Origin of the sequence: Variovorax boronicumulans (assembly GCF_029892485.1) — a bacterium.
Lineage (GTDB): Bacteria > Pseudomonadota > Gammaproteobacteria > Burkholderiales > Burkholderiaceae_C > Variovorax > Variovorax boronicumulans_B.
The window spans coordinates 951,287-968,885 of record NZ_JARXVG010000001.1 but is presented as its reverse complement, the minus strand read 5'-3'; the positions used below and the strand labels follow the sequence as shown (position 1 = coordinate 968,885).

At 67.5% G+C, this 17,599-nt stretch carries 20 protein-coding genes; 13 read left to right on the top strand and 7 right to left on the bottom strand.

The window, feature by feature from the left end; genetic code table 11:
- Positions 1-82 precede the first annotated feature (82 nt).
- On the top strand, positions 83-1,276 hold the full coding sequence (zigA, locus tag M2282_RS04565; RefSeq protein WP_280807578.1) for a zinc metallochaperone GTPase ZigA: 1,194 nt from the start codon (positions 83-85) through the stop codon (positions 1,274-1,276).
- A 6-nt stretch (positions 1,277-1,282) separates the two neighbouring features.
- On the opposite strand, the gene M2282_RS04560 is transcribed toward zigA, so the two are convergent.
- Positions 1,283-1,762 carry a Fur family transcriptional regulator gene (locus M2282_RS04560; RefSeq protein WP_280807577.1) on the bottom strand — a complete coding sequence of 160 codons (480 nt, stop codon included), beginning with the start codon at positions 1,760-1,762 and terminating at the stop codon, positions 1,283-1,285.
- 190 nt (positions 1,763-1,952) lie between these two features.
- Here M2282_RS04560 and M2282_RS04555 point away from each other — a divergent pair, with 190 nt between their 5' ends.
- Positions 1,953-2,939 carry a tripartite tricarboxylate transporter substrate binding protein gene (locus M2282_RS04555; protein ID WP_280807576.1) on the top strand — a complete coding sequence of 329 codons (987 nt, stop codon included), beginning with the start codon at positions 1,953-1,955 and terminating at the stop codon, positions 2,937-2,939.
- A gap of 17 nt (positions 2,940-2,956) precedes the next feature.
- On the opposite strand, the gene M2282_RS04550 is transcribed toward M2282_RS04555, so the two are convergent.
- The gene (locus M2282_RS04550) at positions 2,957-3,265 is read right to left on the bottom strand and encodes a hypothetical protein (protein WP_280807575.1); all 309 of its coding nucleotides are present in this window, start codon (positions 3,263-3,265) and stop codon (positions 2,957-2,959) included.
- Positions 3,266-3,386: 121 nt separating this feature from the next.
- Between M2282_RS04550 and M2282_RS04545 the strand changes: the two genes are divergently transcribed.
- From M2282_RS04545 to M2282_RS04515, 7 genes are all read left to right on the top strand, one after another.
- Entirely contained in the window at positions 3,387-4,049 is a 663-nt protein-coding gene (locus tag M2282_RS04545; protein ID WP_280807574.1) for an alpha/beta hydrolase, read from the top strand.
- A 42-nt stretch (positions 4,050-4,091) separates the two neighbouring features.
- Positions 4,092-4,403 carry a putative quinol monooxygenase gene (locus tag M2282_RS04540; protein ID WP_280807573.1) on the top strand — a complete coding sequence of 104 codons (312 nt, stop codon included), beginning with the start codon at positions 4,092-4,094 and terminating at the stop codon, positions 4,401-4,403.
- A 171-nt stretch (positions 4,404-4,574) separates the two neighbouring features.
- Positions 4,575-6,131 (top strand): glutamate--cysteine ligase, encoded by a 1,557-nt coding sequence (gene gshA, locus M2282_RS04535; protein ID WP_280807572.1) that lies wholly within the window; start codon positions 4,575-4,577, stop codon positions 6,129-6,131.
- Positions 6,132-6,281: 150 nt separating this feature from the next.
- On the top strand, positions 6,282-6,662 hold the full coding sequence (locus tag M2282_RS04530; RefSeq protein WP_280807571.1) for a response regulator: 381 nt from the start codon (positions 6,282-6,284) through the stop codon (positions 6,660-6,662).
- 115 nt (positions 6,663-6,777) lie between these two features.
- A complete protein-coding gene (locus M2282_RS04525; protein WP_280807570.1) occupies positions 6,778-7,704 on the top strand; it encodes an SDR family NAD(P)-dependent oxidoreductase in 927 nt (308 codons plus the stop codon).
- Positions 7,705-7,806: 102 nt separating this feature from the next.
- Positions 7,807-8,166 (top strand): nuclear transport factor 2 family protein, encoded by a 360-nt coding sequence (locus tag M2282_RS04520; protein WP_280807569.1) that lies wholly within the window; start codon positions 7,807-7,809, stop codon positions 8,164-8,166.
- A gap of 60 nt (positions 8,167-8,226) precedes the next feature.
- On the top strand, positions 8,227-8,694 hold the full coding sequence (locus M2282_RS04515; RefSeq protein ID WP_280807568.1) for a MerR family transcriptional regulator: 468 nt from the start codon (positions 8,227-8,229) through the stop codon (positions 8,692-8,694).
- 21 nt (positions 8,695-8,715) lie between these two features.
- Here the strand turns inward: M2282_RS04515 and M2282_RS04510 are convergent, their stop codons facing one another.
- The 3 genes from M2282_RS04510 to M2282_RS04500 form a co-directional block, all read right to left on the bottom strand.
- On the bottom strand, positions 8,716-9,075 hold the full coding sequence (locus M2282_RS04510) for an HPF/RaiA family ribosome-associated protein (RefSeq protein ID WP_206174504.1): 360 nt from the start codon (positions 9,073-9,075) through the stop codon (positions 8,716-8,718).
- Between the two features lie 128 nt (positions 9,076-9,203).
- The gene (locus M2282_RS04505) at positions 9,204-9,632 is read right to left on the bottom strand and encodes a CBS domain-containing protein (RefSeq protein WP_280807567.1); all 429 of its coding nucleotides are present in this window, start codon (positions 9,630-9,632) and stop codon (positions 9,204-9,206) included.
- Between the two features lie 133 nt (positions 9,633-9,765).
- On the bottom strand, positions 9,766-10,365 hold the full coding sequence (locus tag M2282_RS04500) for a cell envelope protein SmpA (protein ID WP_280807566.1): 600 nt from the start codon (positions 10,363-10,365) through the stop codon (positions 9,766-9,768).
- Between the two features lie 219 nt (positions 10,366-10,584).
- Here M2282_RS04500 and ylqF point away from each other — a divergent pair, with 219 nt between their 5' ends.
- Positions 10,585-11,541 (top strand): ribosome biogenesis GTPase YlqF, encoded by a 957-nt coding sequence (ylqF, locus tag M2282_RS04495; protein WP_280807565.1) that lies wholly within the window; start codon positions 10,585-10,587, stop codon positions 11,539-11,541.
- Between the two features lie 55 nt (positions 11,542-11,596).
- On the opposite strand, the gene M2282_RS04490 is transcribed toward ylqF, so the two are convergent.
- Entirely contained in the window at positions 11,597-13,237 is a 1,641-nt protein-coding gene (locus M2282_RS04490; RefSeq protein WP_280807564.1) for a DUF4139 domain-containing protein, read from the bottom strand.
- Between the two features lie 219 nt (positions 13,238-13,456).
- Between M2282_RS04490 and M2282_RS04485 the strand changes: the two genes are divergently transcribed.
- The gene (locus tag M2282_RS04485; protein WP_280807563.1) at positions 13,457-13,891 is read left to right on the top strand and encodes a PaaI family thioesterase; all 435 of its coding nucleotides are present in this window, start codon (positions 13,457-13,459) and stop codon (positions 13,889-13,891) included.
- On the opposite strand, the gene M2282_RS04480 is transcribed toward M2282_RS04485, so the two are convergent.
- Entirely contained in the window at positions 13,821-15,044 is a 1,224-nt protein-coding gene (locus M2282_RS04480) for an acyltransferase family protein (protein ID WP_280807562.1), read from the bottom strand. The genes M2282_RS04485 and M2282_RS04480 overlap by 71 nt on opposite strands.
- 155 nt (positions 15,045-15,199) lie before the next feature.
- Here M2282_RS04480 and M2282_RS04475 point away from each other — a divergent pair, with 155 nt between their 5' ends.
- Entirely contained in the window at positions 15,200-16,156 is a 957-nt protein-coding gene (locus M2282_RS04475) for a LytTR family DNA-binding domain-containing protein (RefSeq protein WP_280807561.1), read from the top strand.
- A gap of 159 nt (positions 16,157-16,315) precedes the next feature.
- Complete coding sequence (locus M2282_RS04470; RefSeq protein WP_280807560.1) at positions 16,316-17,518, top strand: ammonium transporter; 1,203 nt, start codon at positions 16,316-16,318, stop codon at positions 17,516-17,518.
- Positions 17,519-17,599 lie beyond the last annotated feature (81 nt).

The following is a 17,599-nucleotide window of genomic DNA, read 5'->3' as shown; positions in this document are numbered from 1 at the left end:
CTTTGGGGGGTGTGGATCAATTGCAACCTGGTTGCGATTGATTCATATAATGCAATGCTGTTGCATATCAAAGAGCGCACCCATGACCCATCGGCTTCCCGTCACTGTCCTCTCGGGCTTTCTTGGCGCCGGCAAGACCACCTTGCTCAACCACATCCTCCACAACCGCGAGGGGCGCCGCGTGGCGGTCATCGTCAACGACATGAGCGAGGTCAACATCGATGCGGCGCTGGTGCGGGGTGGCGGCGCCAAGCTCTCGCGCACCGAGGAGAAGCTGGTCGAAATGAGCAACGGCTGCATCTGCTGCACGCTGCGCGAAGACCTGCTGATCGAGGTGAACCGCCTCGCGAAAGAAGGCCGCTTCGACCAGCTGGTGATCGAGTCCACCGGCATCTCCGAGCCGCTGCCCGTGGCAGAGACCTTCACCTTCGCGGGCGAAGACGGCAAGAGCCTGGCCGACGTCGCGCGGCTGGACACCATGGTGACGGTGGTCGATGCTTTCAATTTCCTGCGCGACTACGGCTCGCCCGACAGCCTGGGCCAGCGGGGCCAGTCGCTCGGCGACGACGACACGCGCACGGTGGTCGATCTCCTGATAGAGCAGATCGAGTTCTGCGACGTGCTGGTGGTCAACAAGACCGACCTCGTCACGCCGGCGGAGCGGGAGCGGCTGATGGCGATATTGCGCAGCCTGAATCCGCGTGCGCGCATCGAGGTGTCGGAGTTCGGCCGCGTCGCGCTCGACCGCGTGCTCGACACCGGCCTCTTCGACTTCGAGCAGGCCGAGCAGGCGCCGGGCTGGCTCGCCGAACTGCGCGGCGAGCACGTGCCCGAGAGCGAGGAATACGGCATCCGCAGCTTCGTCTACCGCTCGCGCCTGCCGTTTCATCCGAAGCGCTTCTGGGACATGGTGCAGAGCGAGTGGGAGGGCGTGGTGCGCTCCAAGGGCTTTTTCTGGCTCGCGAGCCGCGCCACGCGCGCGGGCTCGTGGTCGCAGGCCGGTGGGGCCTGCCGCTATGGCGCGGCGGGTTTCTGGTGGGCGGCGGTGCCGCGCGAGCATTGGCCGACCGACGCCGATGCGCTGGACCTCATCACCGACAACTGGGACCCGGCAACGGGCGACGCGCGGCAGGAACTGGTGCTGATCGGCATCGGCATGGACGAGGCCGCGCTGCGGGCGCGGCTGGATGCCTGCCTGCTCACCGAGGAAGAGATGCGCTTCGGCGCTTCGTGGTGGCAGAACCTGCCCGATCCGTTCCCTTCCTGGAACGCCTGATCGCGTTCAGCGCGCGCAGTCGCCGCAGGTTCCGTGCAGGGTCAGCGCGGTGTGGCGGGTGTCGATGCCTTGCTTGCGCAGCGACCGACCGAGCCGGCCCATCACCTTGGGAAGTTCGGGGTCCGAGGGCAGCGCCAGGATCTTGTGGCATTGGTCGCATTCGAAGGTGTTGCCCGAAGCGGCCTCCACGTGCCGCGCAAAACGGTTGACCCGGTCGGCGCCCACGCGCCGGTCGCACAGGCCCGCTTCGACGAGACGGTCGAGCACGCGGTAGATGGTCACCCGGTCGGGCGCTTCGCCGGTAGCAGTGGTGTAGGCGGCGGCCACTTCGTCGTGCGTCAGCGGCTGCGAGGTGTGCCTGAGCAGTTCCAGCACCGTCTGGGCAGCGCGCGTCACGCGCAGGCCGCTTTCGCGCAGCAGGGTTTCACTGTCGAATGCCGCGGCGGCGAGGAGCGGGGGCTTCGGGTGCGAGTTGGGGGTCTTCATGGGAAACGCGATTGTGTTGCATCTTCGGGTTCCGATGTGTAAAGCGGCGAAAAATCCCTCGCCTGTCGCGGCCGGTCTGGCGAAGCCGCATATGTCCGGATGCAGCTAAGCATCTGACGAATGGGTCGTTCGCGCGAAGGCGTGCACGCGACAGAATCGCGCGCTTTGTCTTTGAAAACGAAAGTCGTCCATGCGCGTCCATCCCCTGTCGAAACCGCTCCTCGCGCTGTGGGCCGGAGCCCTGTTCGTGCTGGCGGCACAGGCCCAGCAACCCGCTGCGGCCTATCCGGCCAGGCCCGTGCACATCACGGTCGCGAACACGCCCGGCAGCTCGCCCGACGTGCTCGCGCGCTACCTGTCGCAGCGCCTGTCCGAGCAGTGGAAGCAGCCCGTGGTGGTCGACAACCGCGCCGGGGCGGCGGGCATCCTGGCGGCTGACGGGCTGGCCAAGGCGCCGGCCGACGGGTATTCGCTGCTCGTGGGCGCCGACGGGCCGATCACCATTCTTCCCAACATCCAGACTGGCCTTCCCTATGACGCCCGCCGCGACCTGGTGCCCGTCGTGTCCCTCGGCCAGATCGACTTCGTGCTGGTCGCGAACCCGAAGACGGGCTTTCGGACCGTGGCCGATTTCGTGCGCGCCGCCAAGGCCCATCCCGGGCGCATCAACTACGCCTCGGCCGGCAACGGCAGCCCGCAGCAGCTCAGCATGGAACTGCTCAAGCAGAAGACCGGCATCTACGTCACCCACATTCCATACCGCGGCGGGCTGCTGGGCATGCAGGACGTGATCGCGGGGCAGGTCGATGTGATGTTCATTGCGGTCGGCCCGGCGCTGCAGCACATCCGCACCGGCAAGCTCGTTGCGCTGGGCACCAGCGGCGAGAAGCGCCATGCGCTGCTGCCCGAGGTGCCGACCGTCGCCGAAACCTACGCCGGCTACCGCTCGGGCACCTGGTTCGGCCTGTTCGCGCCGGCCCGCACGCCGCAGCCGGTGCTCGATGCGATTGCCGCCGAGGCCGGGCGCATCGTGCAGACGCCCGCGGCCCGCGCCGACCTCGCGCTGCAAGGCATCGAGGCCACCGGGTTTGCGCAGCGCCAATTCCAGCAGCAGGTGTCGGCCGAGTACGAGCGCTATGCGCAGATCGTGAAGGCCGTCGGCATCAAGGCCGAATAGCGATCGGCCTGTTCCGGCTAGCGGATCGACCGGGACAGCGCCTTGGCGAAATCCGCGACATCGTCATCGCGGCACACCTCGGCGGCCATCGGCGCATGCCCCTCAGCCACGGCGACCAGCGCCATCGCCTTCTTCGGGCACAGGCCCAGGCAGGTCGACTGCACGACGCGCAGCCGCCCTGGCATGTGCACCAGATCGCGCTTGAGTTCCTTGCGGACCTGTTTCGCCTTGAGTTTCGTGGGGCCGTCGCTGCGTTCTTCGCAATCGCCGCAGACCAGGACCACGCCGGAGAGCTTAGTGTCGACCAGGGGAGGGGAGTGGCTCACGCGATCTTCTTTCCTTTTGTTTCGGCCCATCTTGGTCGCGCAGGCGCGCTGCGCAAGTCAGCCGACCGCCCGAATGCGCTAAGGTGAGGCCATCCGAATCCTTGAATACCTTTGCCCGATCATGTCCCGCTCCCCCATCGAAATCGAAACCGCCCCGAACCCCACCGCCACCGTGATCCTGATGCACGGCCTTGGCGCCGACGGCAACGACTTCGTGCCGATTGCCGGCGAGCTCGACCTGTCCAGCGTCGGGCCGGTGCGCTTCGTGTTCCCCAATGCGCCGGTGATTCCGGTCACGCTGAACAACGGCTACCAGATGCCGGCCTGGTTCGACATCGCCGCCCCCGATTTCAATGTGCAGGAAGACGCCACCGGCCTGCGCCGTTCGCAGGCCACCATCGAGGCGCTAATCGCCAACGAAAAGGCCCGTGGCATTCCCGCGAACCGCATCGTGGTGGCCGGCTTCTCGCAGGGCTGCGCGATGGCGCTCTTGACCGGGCTGCGCCACACCGAGCGCCTGGCCGGCATCGTCGGCCTCTCGGGCTGGCTGCCACTGGCGGCCAGCACCGCGGCCGAGCGCCATGCGGCCAACCACGACACGCCGGTGTTCCTCGGCCATGGCCAGCAAGACCCGATGGTGCCGCTGGCCCGGGCCGCGCAATCGCGCGACGCGCTCGCCGCTTTGGGCTATACCGTCGAATGGCACGAATACGCGATGGCGCACTCGGTCTGCATGGAGGAAATTGCCGACCTGAACGATTTCCTGCTGCGCGTGCTGGGCTGAACCACAGGCCGTCGCGGCAACCCACGAGAGAAGGAGACAGCCATGATCCTCGTCATCGGACACGCCCTGGCGAAACCCGACACCCTGCAGGCGATGCTGGCCATCAGCGTGGAGCACGTGCTGCGTTCGCGCACAGAGCCGGGCTGCATCTCGCATGAAGTCACGACCGACGTGCAAGACCCGCTGCGGTTGACTTTCGTGGAGCGCTGGAGCGACATGCCCGCGCTGCAGGCGCACTTTCGCGTGGATGCCTCGCGCGCCTTCGGCAAGGCGCTCGCGGCCATGGCCGACGGCACGCCGGAGATCCACGTCTACCAGTCGGATGAGATAGACCTGCGGGCCGGCCGCGCCTGACCCGCATTTTTCTCTACGAAAGAGGCCTCTGGCCCCCACGGTGTCTATGCAGGGAGCTATCAAAAAAATAGCGGGCGAGAGCCTAGCCGGAACCGGGATTCCCTGCACGAGCAGTGCCCGCGCGCCCGTGCTACCTTCCAGCCCCTCAGAAGATTGATGGGTCATAACAATATGAGCAACAGATTGCAGGAGAGGTTGGGTGCACTTTCAGCCGCACGCCTTCAGGGCATGCGACGCGGCATCGAGAAGGAAAGCCTGCGCGCGCTGCCCGACGGCAAGCTCGCGCTGACGCCGCATCCGGCGGCGCTGGGCTCGGCGCTCACGCATCCGCACATCACGACCGACTTCAGCGAATCGCAGCTCGAGCTCATCACGGGCGTGCACGGCGGCGTCGAATCGGCGCTGGAAGAATTGACCCGGGTCCACCAGTTCACCTACCGCGTGCTCGACCAGCTGGGCGACGAGCGCCTCTGGGTCTCCAGCATGCCCTGCGGCCTGCCGACCGACGAGACCATTCCCATCGGCCGCTACGGCTCGTCGAACGTGGGCCGCGCCAAGAGCGTCTACCGCATGGGCCTGAGCCACCGCTACGGCCGCCGCATGCAGACCATCTCGGGCATCCACTACAACTGGTCGCTGCCCGACGTGTCGAGCGAACAGTACTTCGCGCTGATCCGCAATTTCCGCCGCCACGCCTTCCTCTTGCTGTACCTGTTCGGCGCCTCGCCGGCGCTGTGTTCGAGCTTCGTCGCGGGCCGCCCGCACGAACTTCAGCCGCTGGGCGACGGCAGCATGTTCATGCCGCACGGCACCTCGTTGCGCATGGGGCGCCTGGGCTACCAGAGCGATGCGCAGGCCTCGCTCGCGGTCAGCTACAACAGCCTGGACGGCTACGGCGCTTCGCTGCAGGACGCGCTCACCCGTCCGTGGCCGGCTTACGAAGCCATCGGCATCCGCAACCTGGGCGGCGACTACAACCAGTTGGCCACCAGCCTGCTGCAGATCGAGAACGAGTTCTACGGCACCATCCGCCCCAAGCGCGTGATCAACCCCGGCGAGCGCCCGCTGCATGCGCTGCGCGAGCGCGGCGTCGAATATGTCGAGGTGCGCCTGATGGACCTGGACCCCTTCGAGACCGTCGGCATCAATGCGCAGACCATGCGCTTCATCGACGTGTTCCTGCTGCACTGCCTCCTCCGCGACAGCCCCGACGACACCCCGCAGGAAATTGCCGACCTGGCGCGCAACCAGCACCTGACCGCCGCGCGCGGCCGCGAGCCGGGCCTGCGCTTGTCGCGCGATGGCAGCGAAGTCACGCTGACGGACTGGGGCATCGAACTCGTCGAAGAGTGCCTGCCCATCGCCGCCGCGGTCGACGCGGCGCAGGGCGGCACGCAGCACACCGACGCGGTGAAAGCCGCCAGGGCCGCGCTGCAGAACCCCGACAGCCTGCCCTCGGCCCGCGTGCTCGCGGCCATCGAGCAGCAGCATGGCAACTCCTTCGTCGGTTTCGTGCGCGCCCAATCGGAGCAGACCCGCGCCGCGCTGCTGGCCCTGCCGTTCTCGGACGGGCAGCAGGCCGAGTTCGAGCGCATGACCGCCGAGTCGATCCAGGAGCAGAAGCGCATCGAAGCGGCGGACACCATGCCCTTCGAGATCTATCGCGAGCAATACGTCTCGCCGGCGCGCCTGGGCATGGCCCGAGGCCGCATGGCCGTCGCAGCCTAGCCGTCCTTTCGGGGCGTGGCGCCGCTCGGAGACGACAGGCGCGGTGGCGTATCGCCTACAGGCATTGGCCAGCATGGCCCACCGCGGGCGCTGAAGGCGCTGCGAGGATCAGGTCATGCACCGCGCAAGTCCAGCCCCATTGGTTTCATCATGACGTTCAAGGCCTACCTCGTCGAGGACAGCGCGGTGATCCGCGAAAACCTCGTCGGCTTCCTGGAAGAAGTGGCCGATGCCGAAGTCGTGGCCTCCGCCAGCACCGAGGAAGAAGCGGTCGACTGGCTGAACCATCACCACCACGAATGGGACCTGACCATCGTCGACCTGTTCCTCAAGCGCGGCAATGGGCTGGGCGTGATCAGCGCCTGCCGCAACCGCTTGCCGCACCAGAAGGTGATCGTGCTCAGCAACTACGCCACGGACGACATGCGCGATCGCTCGACGAAGCTGGGCGCCGACGCCTTCTTCGACAAATCGGCCGAGCTCGACCAGCTGGTGGCCTACTGCGCCACCATGCAGCCGTCGCACGGGTGACTGGGGTGGCGCGCCCGCCGGGGTGCCGCCGAGCCTTTCTGGGGTAAAACGCCACGCTGCCGCACAGCGGCAAGGCGCGAAACATCCCCAACGAAAGCAGCGAAGAGAGACACCCATGAGCAGCAGCAACACCATCGACTTCAAGGGCCGCGTGGCCATCGTGACCGGCGCGGGCGGGGGCCTGGGCCGCCAGCATGCGCTGGCCCTGGCGGCGCGGGGCGCCAAGGTGGTGGTCAACGACCTGGGCGGCGCACGCGACGGCTCCGGCGGCTCGGTCGGTGCCGCGCAGGCGGTGGTCGACGAGATCAAGGCGGCGGGCGGCGAAGCCATCGCCAATGGCGCATCGGTCACCGACTTCGAGGCCGTGCAGGCCATGGTGCAGCAGGCGGTGGACGCCTGGGGCCGCGTCGACATCCTGGTCAACAACGCCGGCATCCTGCGCGACAAGAGCTTCGCCAAGATGGAAATCGCCGATTTCAAGCTGGTGGTCGATGTGCACCTGATGGGCGCGGTGAACTGCACCAAGGCCGTCTGGGCGCTCATGAACGCGCAGAAGTACGGGCGCATCGTGATGACCACCTCGTCCTCGGGCCTGTACGGCAACTTCGGCCAGAGCAACTACGGCGCCGCCAAGCTAGCGCTCGTGGGCCTCATGCAGACGCTGAGCATCGAAGGCGCGAAGAACGACATCCGCGTGAACTGCCTGGCGCCCACCGCCGCCACCCGCATGACCGAGGACCTGTTCCCCAAGGACATGCTCGAAGCCTTCCAGCCCGATGCCGTGGTGCCCGCGATGCTGGTGCTGGCCTCGCAGGACGCGCCCAACCGCACCGTGCTGTGCGCGGGCGCCGGCGTGTTCGAGGCGGCGCACATCACGCTGACGCAGGGCATGTGGCTGGGCAACGGCCCTGACGCCGCAGAGCAACTGGCCACGCGGCTGGCCGAGGTGACTTCGCGCGAAGACGAAGCCGTGCCGCAGAGCGGCGCCGCGCAGGGCAGCAACGAAGTCGCCAAGGCGATGGCGAACGCAAAGAGGGGTTGAGCGAACAACCCTGTTCATGGCGCTTGACCTGGAGCGCACTCGAGCATTTCCAATGAATTCACCGGGACTTCCGGTTCATTCAACGCCCAAGGAAATCAAGCCATGAACACCATCGACAACAAGGCCCTGGTCCGGCACATCCACGCCGAGCTGGACAAGGGCAACGGCCAGGCCTTCATCGACAGCCTGGCCGAAGATGCCAGCTGGACACTGGAAGGCACCACGCCCTGGTCGCGCACCTACGCGGGCAAGGCGGCCATTCGCGAGGAGCTGATCAAGCCGCTGTTCGCACAGTTCGCTGCGCCCTATGCGAGCAAGACCGAGCGCATCATTGCCGAGGGCGACCGGGTCGTGGTGCTGTTCAGCGGCGATGTGCCCACCAAGGCCGGCAAGCGCTACAACAACCGCTATTGCTACGTCTACCGACTCGAAGGAGGCAAGGTGAAAGAGCTAAAGAGCTGACCGAGTACTTCGACACCGCACTGGTCCAGCAGGCGCTGGAGGCGCCACCGGTGCCCGCGCATGCCGGCTAGCGCCCCGGCCGCGCCGGCGGTGAAGGGCACGCCCTTCCACATCGGCGAGCTGGCCACACGCACCGGCCGCACGGTGCACGCCATCCGCTGGTACGAGACACAGGGCCTCGTGCCCGGCGTGGCGCGCGACGACGGCGGCCGGCGCCTCTACGGCGAGCTGCACGTGGGCTGGCTCGACCTGATGGAGCGCCTGCGCCGCACCGGCATGTCGATTGCCGAAATGCGCGAATACACCGCCCTCGCGCTGCAGGGCAAGGCCACGCTGCAACAGCGCCGCGACCTGCTCGAGGCGCACCGCAGGCGGGTGGCCGAGACCATTGCCGATTGGAAGAAGGCGCTCACGCTGGTCGATCGCAAGATCGATTTCTACGATGCGTGGATGACCACGGGCCAGCGCCCGCCGCTCATTCCCGCGGAGACGCCCCGCGCGCCGCCGCCGAAGCGGAAGGCCCGGTGACGCTCTTGCAGTTGTCTGCCGCTATTCGGCGACGAAGCTGCCGTCCTTGCGGATCGAATCGCGGTCGCGGTGATTGTTCAGGCGGCCCAGCGTGCTGTCGAGCAGGCGCTTGAGCTTGTCGGCTGCGCCGCGAAAGGCCTCGTCGAGCGTGTTGGCGTGCTGTGTCACTGCCAGCGGTTTGTGGTGGGCCAGGCGCGCTTCCATCACGCAGCGCTTGTCGCCGCCGCCGGCCTTGTCGTGGTTCTCGTCGCTCAGATGCACCTCGACGCGCGTCACGTCTTCGACGAAACGGCTCAGATGCTGCTTGATCTCCGTGTCGGCCCAGCGTTCCAGGGTGTCCTTGTTCTCGATACCGTTGCTCGTGTTGACCTGAATCTGCATGCAATGCCCTTTGCTGGATGGATGAACGAAGGCCCACTGTGCGCCCTCAAGTGCTGCACCGTGCGTAGGTCTATTCCCTACCCACACGCCGGGCAGGGTCCGAAATGCGGCAATGCGCGGGGTGGGGCTCAGCTCTGGATGTAGCTGGTCAGCTGGGTGATGGTCTGCTCGTGCTCGCTGATGATGTCGTCCATCAGGTCCTGGATCGAGATCATGCCGACCACCTTGTCGCCATCGACCACCGGCAGGTGGCGGAACTTGCGCTGGCTCATCAGCGCCATGCAGGCGCGGGTGCGGGTTTGCGGGGTGACGGTCATTACGTCGGGCGTCATGATCTCCGAGACCTTCACTTCCTTGGAGTTCTTGCCCTGCAGCGCAACCTTGCGGGTGTAGTCGCGCTCGGACAGAAAGCCCACCAGCTTCTCGCCGTCCATCACCATGAGCGCGCCGACCTCGAAGCGGGCCAGCGTGGCCAGCGCATCGAACACGCTGGTGTCGGGCGAGGTGCGCCAGGCGGCCGAGTCGTGGCGCTTGAGCAGTTCGGAGACGGGTTTCATCGCGGTCACTCCACAAAAAGTTTTGATTCGACCGACGCCGCTGGCGCCGCACTCGGTCAAATCATAGGGGCGGAAAAGGCCCTCGCGATGCATAACCCTCTAGGGGATTGCGCGTGTGTCCACGCGCGAGAACTTAAGGCGTCGCGGCCAGCACGCGGCTGAGCGCCACGGGGTCGCCCACCACGGTCTTCACCAGGCCCTTGTCGTCGAAGCTCACCTGGTACTCCGACCAGCTGTCGCGCCAGTAGCGCCAGGTCGCCGCCTCGAGGCTGGGGTTCTCGCCGGCCACGGGGTAGCCGATGGCCATGAGCACCTGCTCGCGCGTCATGCCGGGCATCACCTTGCCCGCGCGGATGGCAGCGCTCACGGCGGGCGGGAAGGCCGCCATCTTCTGCTTCGGGTCTTCGGTGACCACGTAGCGCTTGGCGAAGTCGATCAGCGTGATGTTGCGGCTGTAGTCGTTCTTGATGCGCTGGGGCTTGCCGGCCAGATCCAGCTTGAAAAAGCGAAAGTCGTAGGACGTGATGCGCGCGGGCGTGCCCACGGCGACGATGCTCGTGCCCTGTTCGTCGTAGTTGATGTCGCTGATCGAGTCGCCGTAGGTGCGCATGTTGCAGCACAGGTAGCCGTTGATCAGCGGGCCGGGCGGCGGGGAAGGGCGCTGGGCGTGGACGACGGACACAGGAACGACGGTGGCTGCCAGCAGGACGGCAGCGGCAAGGCGCTTGAGCATGGATTTCCCTCAGGGTTTGTTGGAATGGCTGCGGGGGCGCAGCGCGCGGATTCTAGGGGGGCGAGGCCGGTGCGGCGAGGGCAGAATGGGGTCTGCAGCTATGGAAAACATAGCATCCAGAAGCCGTTCAGGTTCCCGGTCCACAATGCGCGTCCGGCCCGCGGGCCGAACCCCCCTCTCCAATCTCCCCAGACAGCGCGACAGAAAGAGCATCCATCGATGGCGATCCAGTGGTTCCCCGGGCACATGTACACGACCCAGAAGGCCATCACCGAGCGGGTGAAGGACATCGACGTGGTCATCGAACTGCTCGACGCGCGCCTGCCCGGCTCCAGCGCCAACCCGATGCTGGCCGAGCTCACCGCGGGCCGTCCGACGCTCAAGGTGCTCAACAAGCAGGACCTGGCCGACCCCGCGCGCACCGCGCTCTGGCTGGCGCACTACAACGCGCTGCCGGCCACGCGCGCCATCGGGCTCGATGCGAGCCTGACCACGCCCGCGCAGCAGATCGTCAAGGCCTGCCACGAACTCTCGCCCAACCGCGGCGGCATGGCCAAGCCGATGCGGGTGCTGATCTGCGGCATTCCGAACGTGGGCAAGTCCACCCTCATCAACACGCTCACCGGCGGGCGCAAGGCCAAGACCGGCGACGAGGCCGGCATCACCAAGCTGGAGCAGCGCATCACGCTGGCCGACGACTTCTACCTGTGGGACACCCCCGGCATGCTGTGGCCGCGCATCGTGGTGCCCAAGAGCGGCTACAACCTCGCGGCCAGCGGGGCGGTGGGGCGCAACGCCTTCGATGAAGAGGAAGTGGCGCTCGAGCTCCTCAACTACCTGAAGACGAACTACGCGGCGGGCATCGCGGAACGCTTCAAGCTGGTCGAGCTCGATGCCGAGACCATCGCCGTCATGAAGGACGAGGACGTGCTCGACACCATCGGCCGCAAGCGCGGCGCGCTGCTGGGCAAGGGCCGGGTCAACCTGCAGAAGTCGGCGGAGATCGTGATGCACGAGTTCCGCGCCGGCAACCTGGGGCGCATCACGCTCGAGACGCCCGAGGAGTTCGCGCAGTGGCTGGCCGAAGGGCAGCGCATCGATGCCGAGCGCGCGGCGAAGAAGGCGGCGCGCGGAAAGAAGCGAAAGTCCGGCGACGAGCCTGCGGCTGCGGATTGAGCCGCGCCCGCGAGATCGGGCGCGCCACCAGCCAGATGCTTCTGAACGCGCTCGCTCAGCGCATCTGCAGCCGCGCGTCCTTCGGATAGCTGATCGTGTAGTCGGCCGCCACGCGTGCCGTCTTGCCGGCCTCGAGGTCGAAGCTCCACATCGCCAGGCCCGGCTGCTTGTTCCACGCGAGTTCGCCCGGCTGCGGCGAGAACTGCGCAGCCACCCGCACCTGCTCGTCGATCGACACCGGCGCCGCCTCGAGCACCTGCACCGCGATGGGTGTGCGGTGGCGGTTCTCGACCACGTAGGCGCGCTGCACCTTGCGCTCGGCGCGCGTGCCGGCGAAACCGCCCGTGCCCTGGTTGTCTTTCTCGGGCTCGGCCTGCACGCGCACCAGCTCGTCGCGGCCGAAGGAGAGTGTCAGGCGCGCATCGCTCGGCGCCGTCCACTGGCCGTTGCCGACGAAATTGCCGTCGCGGTAGAGCTGCATCGGGCCTGCCGGCCACACGCCCGCAGGCTGCGCAAGATCGGCAACCAAGAAGGCGCTGGCATCCACGCGCGGGCTGGTGCGCGAGGCGAGCTTCGCGGTGTCTTCGTACTGGCCGAGCGGCATCGTCACGCGCTGGCCGTTGGAGGGCACATCGATGCTCTGCGGTACCGAGAATTCGGTGGCGAAGCTGCTGTCGAACACGCTCACGTCGAACAGCGGTGCGCGGCGCTCCATGGCCGATTCCTTGGCGGACGGCGCACTCGCCATGACCGGTGCCGGCGCCGCCGGGTACGCCATGTCGGCCCGTGCACGCTGCGGCTGCGGCGGCGGCTCGATGCCGATGCGCCATGCGCCCGGCATGCGGCCCGTGGTCTCGCGGCGCGGCTGACCGGTGGAGAGCACCAGCTTCACGCCGCGCCAGTCTTCGCCCGTGGCTTGCGCCACCAGCGCCTGCCGTTCGATGCGCACCTTGCGCGTGGTGGTGTCGAGCAGGGCGCGGTAGGTGGGCGTCCAGCCGGGGCCGTTGACCTGGTAGCTGAGCTTCACTTCGGCATCGGCGCTTGCGGCCAGCGTGACAGTCACGGCCACCACCTGCGCGCCGTTGCCCTGCGAGCGCGTGCGCTCGGCGATCAGCGGGTTGAGCTGGCGGTCGATGTCGCCCTGCTTGCGCGCGAGCTGATGCTGCTTCAGCAGCGAATCCTGTCCCGTGCGGCGCATCGCATCGGTCATCGCGGCGAGGTTGCGCGCGTCCAGCGGCGCACGGGCGCCCTGCGCCGAGTCACCGCTGCCGCCCGAGAGGCCCTTGAGATAGCCCGTCACCAGGCCGAGCGCATCGCTCTCGGCTTGCAGCGCGGCCTTCTGGTCCTCGAGATCGCGGATGCGGCCATCGAGCGCGCTGGTCGCGCAGCGCGCCGAGAGTTCGCGCTGCTCGTTGAGCACCGAGGTCTCGCCCACCCGCACCGACGCATCGGCCGACACCTGCAGGCTCTGCACGTCCAGCCCCGCCGGCAGGCACGCAAAAGTGACCGAGCGGCTGCCCGCTGCGACGCGCGCCACGCGCTCCACGGTGGCGCTGCCGGGGTAGACCTTGACCTGGGTGATGCGCGAATCGGCCGGGGCCGGGGGCTGCACCTGGGCGCTGGCGTTCATGGCCAGCCAGGCGGCTGCGGCTGCGACGGCGGTGGCGCGGAGCAGAAGGGCGGACGGTGCTTTCATGGAGAGCCTTCGAGAGTGGATGGTTGTGTCCACTCATACGGCCGGGCTCGTCTGGCGGGGTTAAGGCGCCGTCAAAAAAAATTCATCGAGGGCGGCTGCTGTCGCCAATGCAACCGCCACGGCGTTTCCGGTCACGCGTGCGACGACGCACGGCGGGCGTGGTTCGTAGAGTGGGTTCGTCCACATCGCCAACGCATTCCCGTTCCAAGGAGAACTCCCATGCTCGACACCATCCAGGCCATCAACCGCACCGCTTCGTTCAATCGCTGGGCCGGCTTCGAAGTCCACCGGGCCGCCGACGGCGAAGCCGAACTGCGCATGAACTGGCGCGAGGAAGACATGGGCCAGTACGCCGGCTTCCTGCACGCCGGCATGATCGCCGCGCTGCTGGACACCGTGAGCGGCTACGCGGCCGCCACGCAGGCGGGCCGCGTGCTGGCCTCGCATTTCTCGGTGAACTGCATCTCGCCGGCCATCGGCCGCGCGTTCGTGGCGCGCGGCCGGGTGGTGAAGGCGGGGCGCAAGCAGGTGTTCGTCGCGGCCGAGCTCTATGCGCAGGCCGAAGGAAAAGGCGAGGACGCGCTCAAGCTCGTGGCGACGGGGAACGCCATCCTGGTTCCGGTGGAAGAGATTCAGCCGAAGCCTGCCGCCTGAGCTTCAGTCCGAACAGTGGGCGCAGCCAGTTGGCGCGGCGGATCAGCCCGTCGGTCAGCAGCCAGCAGCCCAGGATGGTCAGCGCCACCAGCAGCGCGGGCTCCAGCACCGGGCCGAGCGCGAGCGGCGCCAGCACGGTCACGCCGACGATGATCAGCGTCTGGTGCAGCACGTACCAGGGGTAGACCGACTCGTTGGCCCAGCGCAGCCAGAGCCACGGGCGGTTCAGATGGCGGTGGCCGTGGCCCAGGATGGTCGCGATGGCCAGCCACATATAAAGCGTGCGCAGCAGGTCGATGAGCAGGCCCGGCGCCGATCCCCGCGCGCCGACCCGCAGAGCGATGAAGGTGCCGATCGCCACGAGCGCCAGCACCAGCGACACCCGTCGCAGCCGCTCCAGTTCCTTCCAGATGCCCGTGTCCACGCCCATCCAGTAGCCGTAGAGGAACACGGTGAGGTAGATCGCGTGCAGGTAGAAGTCGCGCACCAGGTTGTGCGTGGGCGGGAAATGCGGGGCCAGAAGCACCGTCCACGCCAGAAGCGGCAGCACCGGCAGCAGCAGCAACTTCCAGCCGCGCAGCGCGTTGAACCGGCGGCGCACCCACTGGCCGGCCGGCGATTTCCACAGCGGCAGCGTCAGCGCGACCAGCGCGGTGTACGCAAACAGATAGGGCAGGTACCAGAGGTGGTTCCAGGTGATGCCGAACTCCGCGCCGTCGAAGGCGCGCTTGGGCCACGGCTCGGCCATCGACAGGTAGCGCAGCAAGAAGGCGCCGAAGCCCGGCGCGACCAGCCCGTTGGCCGCGCCCTGCGCGTAGGCCTGATAGGGCACGATCACCAGCATTCCGAACACCAGCGGCAGCATCAGCCGGGCGCCGCGGCTGCGCAGCAGCGCCCCCGTGCCCTGATGGCGGGCGAGGAAGCCGAGCGACACGCCGGAGATCAAAAACACCAGGTCCATGCGCCAGAGGTTCAGCACCCGCATCGGCCACTGCAACCATTCGGCTGCGTGCGGGCTTTTCAGGTGCCAGGGCCAGTCGGCGACGTAGTACATCGCCACGTGATAGAGGATCACGAACAGGAAGGCCAGGGCGCGCAGCGCGTCGATGTCGTGGCGTCGGCTGGCGTCGGGCAGAGGCGTCGGGAGGTTCATTTCAGGGTCCTCGAAACAGAAAGTGGGACGATGGTGTGGCCCGGCGGTGCGCGGTGGGGCGGCCGCGGGACGGATCGCCCGGCCTTTGTGACGAGCGGTGCCCCCGGCGGGACGAAATTCGCCCCGCCATCGCGCAGATGGCGAGAATCCCCGGCATGAAAGCGTCCCACCGGAACCTGTACGAGCGCTACGAGCCGATCCGCCGCTACGTGGAAGCGGGCTTCTGGATCGTGCTGATGACGCTGCAGGGCGTGTTCAGCACCATGGTCGCGGTGGTCGATGCCCGCAACCGCGCCGTGCCGCGCGCGACCTGGGAAATCGTTACCTGGGAGGGATCGAGCCACCTGGTGCTGCTGATGCTGATTCCGGTGTTCGTCGCCATCGAGCGCCGGCTGGCGCCGCTGATGCCGCGCCGCTGGGTGCTTTTTCTGGCTGGGCACGTGGTGGCCAGCGTGGCCATCAGCCTGGCGCACGTGGCAGGCATGTTCGCGGTGCGCTCTCTGGTCTACGCCATGGCCGGCGGGCGCTACGACTTCGGCGGGTGGACCGGGCAGTGGGGCTACGAATACCTGAAGGACGTGCGGGTCTACGTGTCGATCGTCTTCGGGATCTGGGCCTACCGGCTTTTCATGTTGCGGCTGCAGGGCGAGGCGAGGGTGCTCGATGCGCCGGAGGCGGGGGTGTCCGATCCGCCCGAAGCCGCACCGCCACCGTCATTGCCCGCCCCCGACGACGCACCTCCCGAGCCGGAGGCAAGCCCGCCGCCGCCACCGACCCCAACGCGCCCCGAGCGCTTTCTGGTTCGCAAGCTGCGCCGCGAATTCCTCATCGCCGCCACCGACATCGACTGGCTCCAGGCCGAGGGCAACTACGTCGGCCTTCACGTCAACGGCCACGACTACCTGCTGCGCGCCACGCTCACCGATTTCCTGACCCAACTGGACCCGGCCAGGTTCGTGCGCGTGCACCGAAGCCATGCGGTGAACCTCGCGCGCATCAAGGAAATCGAGCCTCTGGACGGCGGTGACGCCAAGCTGCACATGCACGACGGCACCTCGGTGCCCTGCAGCCGGCGCTATCGCGACGCGTTGCGCGCCGGCGCCGTGGGCTGAGCAGGCCAAAGCAGCCTGTTCCGGTGCGTAAGCGCGCCGTTATGGCTCGTTTCGCACCATCGAAGAGCTTTTAGGCACCATTTTTGCTTCCTTGCACCATCGCGCCGGGCAATCCGGATGCGATGCACCAATTCCAACCAAAAACTGCAAGAAGCTCCCATGGACGCACTCAAACAGGGCGCAGATGCGCTGTTCATCCTTCTCGGCGCCATCATGGTGTTGGCCATGCATGCCGGTTTTGCCTTTCTGGAACTGGGCACCGTGCGCAAGAAGAACCAGGTCAATGCGCTGGTGAAGATATTGGTCGACTTCTCGGTCTCGACCATCGTGTACTTCCTGGTGGGCTACGGCGTGGCCTACGGCACTCACTTCTTCGTGGGCGCGACCGAGCTGGCAGCCAGGAGCGGCTACGAGCTGGTGAAGTTCTTCTTCCTGCTGACCTTCGCCGCGGCCATTCCGGCCATCATTTCGGGCGGCATCGCCGAGCGCGCCAAGTTCTGGCCGCAGCTCATCGCCACGGCGGTGATCGTCGGCGTGGTGTATCCGCTCTTCGAGGGCATCGCCTGGAACAAGCACTTCGGCATCCAGGGCTGGATCGCCTCGGTCACCGGCCACGAGTTCCATGACTTCGCGGGCTCGGTGGTGGTGCATGCGGTGGGCGGCTGGCTGGCGCTGCCGGCGGTCATCCTTTTGGGCGCGCGCCGCAACCGCTACCGCGGCGATGGCTCGCTGAGCGCGCATCCGCCGTCGAACATTCCGTTCCTCGCGCTCGGTGCGTGGGTGCTGTGCGTGGGCTGGTTCGGCTTCAACGTGATGAGCGCGCAGAGCATCGACAAGATCTCGGGCCTGGTGGCCGTCAACTCGCTCATGGCGATGGTCGGCGGCACGCTGGTGGCGCTGGCCATGGGCAAGAACGACCCGGGCTTCGTCTACAACGGCCCGCTCGCCGGCCTCGTGGCCGTGTGCGCCGGCTCCGACCTGATGCACCCGCTGGGCGCGCTGGTGGTGGGCGGCGTGGCAGGCGCCATCTTCGTCTCCATGTTCACGCTCACGCAGAACAAATGGAAGATCGACGACGTGCTCGGCGTGTGGCCGCTGCACGGCCTGTGCGGCACCTGGGGCGGCATCGCGGCGGGCCTCTTCGGCACGCAGGCGCTGGGCGGCATCGGCGGCGTGAACGTGTGGGCGCAACTCATGGGCACGTTGATGGGCGTGGCCTGGGCAGCTCTCGCGGGCGCGGCGGTGTACGGCGCGCTCAAGGCCACGATGGGCCTGCGCCTGACGCAGGAAGAGGAATACGACGGCGCCGACCTGTCGATCCACCACATCTCGGCCACGCCGGAGCGCGAAGTCAACTGGTAAGGATGGCCGCCCGGCGGGCAGGGTTGGGCTGGTGGGCTATTCTTCGCCCCCTCTAAAGACAAGCCGGAGAAGGAAGAACCC